Source organism: uncultured Campylobacter sp. (assembly GCF_963517995.1).
Classification (GTDB): Bacteria; Campylobacterota; Campylobacteria; order Campylobacterales; family Campylobacteraceae; genus Campylobacter_A.
On record NZ_CAUQHQ010000161.1, the window covers coordinates 1 to 4,511 of the forward strand.

The following is a 4,511-nucleotide window of genomic DNA, read 5'->3' on the forward strand; positions in this document are numbered from 1 at the left end:
TCAATATCTTATTTTAATGATGTAATTGATACTATAAAAGAATTTGAAAATATTTTAAAACAACAAATAAAGTTATTAGAGGCAAAAAGAAATTTGTTAAATAAGGATGCGATACTAAAAGAAATCGATACGAAAATGAGCTTTTTAAAGCAGTGTATAGAAAAGCGCCAACAATTAAAAATAGGTGATACTTTTTGTGAGTTGGATTATATTAAAATTGAAATAAACCAATACAAAATTCAATTAAAAAATAAAACATATGGTATAAGATTTGATCCGCCGAAAGACTGTTTGCTAGCATATACATTGGAAAATATAAAAACAAATGAAATTTCTATAAAATATATAACAAAGCAAAATATCAATGATTATGCTGCACTTAGATCAAAAATGATCGGCGATGTTTGTGAGGACAAAAATCAAATTTTGCATATTTCATGTGTGGGTGCTTTGGGATTGTTTTTTTTGACAGATCTAGGGAATAAGGTTATTTGCTCATTTTTGGTGTCAGGTATTAGTGAACCAAATATGGGTCTAATAACACCAAATACACCAGTGGCTAAGCAATTACTACAAATGGAAAAAGATGATGAAATATTTATCTTTGATAGAGAACATCATCTGGTTGATAAAATCATGCGAGGTGTCTAAAATTTAGGATATACAAATTTGATTTGGATAAATATTTTTATAGCTCGTTACCGGCCAAATACGAATAATTAGTATTTTTTGAATATTTAGTTCTAAAAGTGAATAACGATTTGATGAGATTTAAAAAGTTGATTCAAATATTGATTTTGAGGATGTGCTATCGTAAGCTATTTTCTTGATATTGTCTTAATTATGGAGCAATATGAAATATAAATTTAATACAAATTTCGATAATTAATATTAATTAAAGCAAAAAAGAATATACTACACATTATCTTTTGAAAGGTGTAATCATGAAATCGCAAACTAAAGAGCGTTTCAGTTTGGCCGCATTACTAGGCATTCCTATCGGTATTATGCCTACTTTTTGTGAAATGGGGCGGGGAATTTCCGCTGCCGCCGCGCAGTCCCAAAGATATATTTGACGCCGCTTGCGGTCCGGAAAGTCTTATTAGAGCGGCGGATCAGACCAAATTGCTCGCGAAATTTTCTAAACCCGCCGTACGTATTTTTACGCGATCATTTGGGTATTATAGGGCCCGTATGCCGCGATTTACGAGTTTGCGGGGCATGCGTTTAACTACGTGCATTTTACGCATATTTTGTTTTCGATCGTTTTTGCGGTAGCTTACTGCGTTGTTGCGGAGAGATTTCTGAAAATCATGCTTTGGCAAGGCGTTGCGGCCGGTATTTTAGTTAATATCGCCGTTCACGTGATTACTTTGCCTATCCTCGGCCTTACGCCGCCGCTTTTAACGCTGCCTTGGTACGAGCACGTTTCTGAGTTTGTCGGACACGCGCTATGGTTTTGGTCTATCGAGATTATAAGGCGAGATTTGCGAAATCGCATCACGCACGGGCCTGATCCGGCTGATTGCTGCGATTCTTGCTGCTCGAAATAGCTTTATTTTCCGCCTAAATTTCGGGCGGAATTTTATCATTTTTTAAAATTTAAATTTATTTGACCCTTTTTTACCTTAAGTAGATACGATTTTATCAAGCTTCTATCAAAAATGTTTTACGAGTTGCTTTGGTAGCTTATCCGCAAATTTTGCCGATATTGCAGGTAGTGCGGGTTTGTTTTAAAGGCTATAAAAGTCCGAAAACGGCGTAAATTTATTGCTTTGCTTATAGCGATTTAGTACTAGAATTAGCCGATTCTTACGATTTTTATCGCGATTTTTGTATGTAGATTTAAGGTATCATAACTAAGTACTTATTGATATTTTAGCAGCTTGATTTTAGACGGATTGCATTTATGTGACGGCGAGTTTGTTTAATTTTTGCTTGCAGACAAAACGCTTCTACTAAATTTTATCTGTTCGTAGATTTAAAAATAGTGCAAAACGGCTAAAAGCATAATTTTTTTGGTCAAATACGGCGATAAATTTACCTACTATTAAACTTATGTACAATTTTAAATAACATTGTAAAACAGAGTAAACAAATCCGGAGCATATCGAGAGCTAAATTTAGCCCTCGATGTAGTTTTTGAGTTTTCTACCGACTTTTGGGTGTTTTAGTTTTTTGATAGCAGAGCTTTCGATCTGGCGGACGCGCTCTCTGGTTACGTTTAGCTCTTTGCCGATCTCTTCTAGAGTGCGATCGCTCTCGTCGTCGAGTAAGCCAAATCTCATCCTGATGACGGCTTTTTCGCGCTCGTTTAGCTGATCTAACACCTCGTCTATTTGCTCTTTTAGGTCGTTTTTTAGTATATGATCCATCGGGCTTAGCGAGTTTCTGTCCTCGACAAAATCCCCGAATTTACCGTCGTCTTCGTTGCCGATCGGAGCTTCTAGGCTGATAGGCTCTTTGGTGATTTTTATGACTTGTTTTATCTTGTCTGCGCTTAGTCCGACCTCTTTTGCTATGACGCTTATATCTGGTTCCTTGCCCTCTTCTTGGAGATATTTGCGGTTGATTTTGTTGATACGATTTATCGTTTCTATCATATGAATAGGGATACGTATCGTACGAGCCTGATCGGCGATGGCGCGGCTGATGGCCTGACGTATCCACCATGTCGCATAGGTTGAAAATTTATAGCCTTTTTTATATTCAAATTTATCAACCGCTTTCATTAGGCCGATGTTGCCCTCTTGAATGAGATCTAAAAACGGCAACCCGCGGTTCGTATAGCGCTTGGCTATGCTTACGACTAGGCGTAAATTTGACTTTGCCATCCTAGCTTTTGCCTCGTCAGAGATCTTTTTACCGCGTTTTATCTGCTCTAAAATTTCTTTTAAAAGTACCGGATCAAGGTTAAATCCGCTCTTGCTAGCCTCTTTTGTCGCAAATAGTTTTTTTATCTCCACATAGGTTGAGACCATCGTAGCCTCGGGAACCCTCGCGATGATGTCGTCTTTGCTTAGCTTGATGATATCTTTCAGGATCGATTTGTGATTTTTCTTTAGTTCGTCGCTAAACATCGGCAGCTTGTACTCGAGCCTTTTTAGTTCTCTATCAAATTCATCGTCGCTTTTTAGCGCCGTTTCCATTGATTTTACTATCTCGGTTATGAGCTTGCTCGTCGGACCTAGATCCATTAGTTTATCTTTTAAAATTTTCTTTTTAAACGCGAGCGTAAGCTTGGCTAAAAATTCATCCTCTATCTCGGCATCATTTTGTTTATTCGCCGTTTTTAGCCACTCTTTTTTTGCTTTTTCTAGAGCCTTAAAGCTTTCGATTACTTTTTCGGCTCGCTTATCGTCTTTTTTGCTATGCTTTTTAGGCTTTGTTTCCTTCTCTTCGCCGTCTTCGCCGTCGTTCTCTATATCTTCGTCTTCTTCCTCTTCGTCGATGTCTTCGCTTTCGCCGTCGCTACCTTCGCCCTCGTCGTCAAAACTTCTAAAAAGCTCTTTTACGCGGCGTTCTCGGTTGATTAGCGGTTCTTTGTAGTCTAAGATAAAGTCGATAAGATACGGCACCGAGCAAAACGCGTCGATGATTATATCTTCGCCGAGTTCGATTTTTTTACTGATTTCGACTTCTTCTTCTTTAGTTAGTAGCGCGATTTGACCCATCTCGCGTAGATACATACGCACGGGACTATCCGAGCGCGACCACTCGAGCAAGTCGTTTTCGTTTGCGAGGTCGAATTCTTCTTCGAGATTATCGTCGGCTAACTTCGCTAACTCTTCGCGGCGTTTTTTTGCGTCCTCGATATTTCGCATTTTTGCGATTTCGGCGGAGGTTATGAGCTTTAATTTGTTTGCTTTGGCTAGAGCCTCTATTTTTTTAGCGACCATAGCCGTAGGAGCTTTGTCTAAAAATTTAACCAGTTTTTCATACGTGACATAGCCTTTTGCGTTTTCCTTAAAAAGCTCTTCGACCTGCGTCAATGCTTCTTTTTTTGCAGTACTCATTGGGGGTTCCTTTTTTGTAGAAAAAACGGATTATACCCAAATTTTTTTAAATTTTGATAAAAATATGAAAAATAGGGCGTTTTAGTTTGTTAAATGCAGCTTTAAATTTTATGCTTTTGTCGGTATTAGCTTGGCTGATTTGCGGCGCTTAAAGTAAAACTCGCTAAATTTTAGTTAAAAAACAAATTTGAGTTTAGTTTAGCGCGCGAGCCGTAAAGGCTTTTAATGCGATGTCTTGTAAAATTCGTCTATTTCGGGCTTATGGCCCTGTGTCGCCGTTTATTAGCTTTAGGCTATCTTTTGCGTCATAGCGAGTTGCGTACTTTTTGAGATTTTCGCACGAGGTTTGTAAATTTTCTTGCTTGCAAACGCCGTTTTTTAGCAGAAATTTAACCATATCCTCGCTATCTAAGATCGCGGCTAGTTTTGTAAAAATTTCTAGCTCTTTGGCCTCAAATTCGCTAAGCGGTTTAAATTTTAAAAGCTCCTTAAGGT

4 protein-coding genes and 1 pseudogene are annotated in these 4,511 nt (G+C 38.0%); 3 read left to right on the forward strand and 2 right to left on the reverse strand.

Going from position 1 to position 4,511, the window contains the following annotated elements; all coding sequences use genetic code 11:
* The 3 genes from RYL88_RS11660 to RYL88_RS11670 all read left to right on the forward strand — a co-directional run.
* Positions 1-651, forward strand: a 651-nt coding sequence (locus RYL88_RS11660; protein ID WP_314991497.1) for a hypothetical protein, incomplete at its 5' end; no start/stop codon positions are given.
* Positions 652-944: 293 nt separating this feature from the next.
* The gene (locus RYL88_RS11665) at positions 945-1,076 is read left to right on the forward strand and encodes a hypothetical protein (protein ID WP_314991499.1); all 132 of its coding nucleotides are present in this window, start codon (positions 945-947) and stop codon (positions 1,074-1,076) included.
* Positions 1,077-1,202: 126 nt separating this feature from the next.
* Positions 1,203-1,553 carry a DUF1440 domain-containing protein gene (locus RYL88_RS11670; protein ID WP_314991502.1) on the forward strand — a complete coding sequence of 117 codons (351 nt, stop codon included), beginning with the start codon at positions 1,203-1,205 and terminating at the stop codon, positions 1,551-1,553.
* Positions 1,554-2,123: 570 nt separating this feature from the next.
* On the opposite strand, the gene rpoD is transcribed toward RYL88_RS11670, so the two are convergent.
* Both rpoD and RYL88_RS11680 read right to left on the reverse strand, forming a co-directional pair.
* Positions 2,124-4,016 (reverse strand): RNA polymerase sigma factor RpoD, encoded by a 1,893-nt coding sequence (gene rpoD, locus RYL88_RS11675; protein ID WP_314991500.1) that lies wholly within the window; start codon positions 4,014-4,016, stop codon positions 2,124-2,126.
* A gap of 259 nt (positions 4,017-4,275) precedes the next feature.
* Positions 4,276-4,511 (reverse strand): annotated as a pseudogene (locus tag RYL88_RS11680) (hypothetical protein); the annotation flags it as partial.

Coding starts and splice junctions, on each gene's coding strand:
- RYL88_RS11665 (WP_314991499.1), top strand. CDS start 945: ATGAAATCGCAAACTAAAGAGCGTTTCAGTTTGGCCGCATTACTAGGC.
- rpoD (WP_314991500.1), bottom strand. CDS start 4,016: ATGAGTACTGCAAAAAAAGAAGCATTGACGCAGGTCGAAGAGCTTTTT.